The sequence below is a fragment of the Corallococcus sp. AB049A genome (genome assembly GCF_003668885.1).
In the GTDB taxonomy this organism is placed as follows: Bacteria; Myxococcota; Myxococcia; order Myxococcales; family Myxococcaceae; genus Corallococcus; species Corallococcus interemptor.
The window spans coordinates 1-416 of the sequence record NZ_RAWL01001271.1; the positions used below are offsets into that span (position 1 = coordinate 1).

Consider the following 416-nt stretch of genomic DNA (forward strand, 5'->3'; position numbering starts at 1 on the left):
GGTGTAGCCCGACAGCGTCTGTGTGGCGGCATCCAGAGTCAGGCCACCACGTGCATCGACGTTGTCGAACAGCAGGTTGGCGTCACCGCCTTCGGGGAAGTCGAAGCGGAACAACGCGGCATGATCGGTCGGCGCGATGGCGGCAGCGATGCCGTTGTCGAAGCGCACGTCGTAGCGGTAGGGGCGCGCGCTTTCATGGCGGCGATCGAACGACAGCGCGCGCTTGCGGCGGTCGGCCTCCGGCACGCCACGGCTGGCCGAGGGCATCACCTGGAAGGTCTGGCGGTCACCCATCCACGGGCTGGGCTGGTGGCTCAGCGCAAGCGCCTGCAGCTGCGGGCGGTTCTGTGCGTCGTTCTGTTCGTTCCAGCGGTACAGCCAGTTCAGTGCGCCGGCATCGGTCACCGGGGTCCAGA

The 416-nt window shown here is 67.8% G+C and carries 1 pseudogene; it reads right to left on the reverse strand.

Annotated features, from left to right (window positions below):
- Window positions 1-416, reverse strand: a pseudogene (locus D7X55_RS46975) (glycoside hydrolase family 92 protein); the annotation flags it as partial.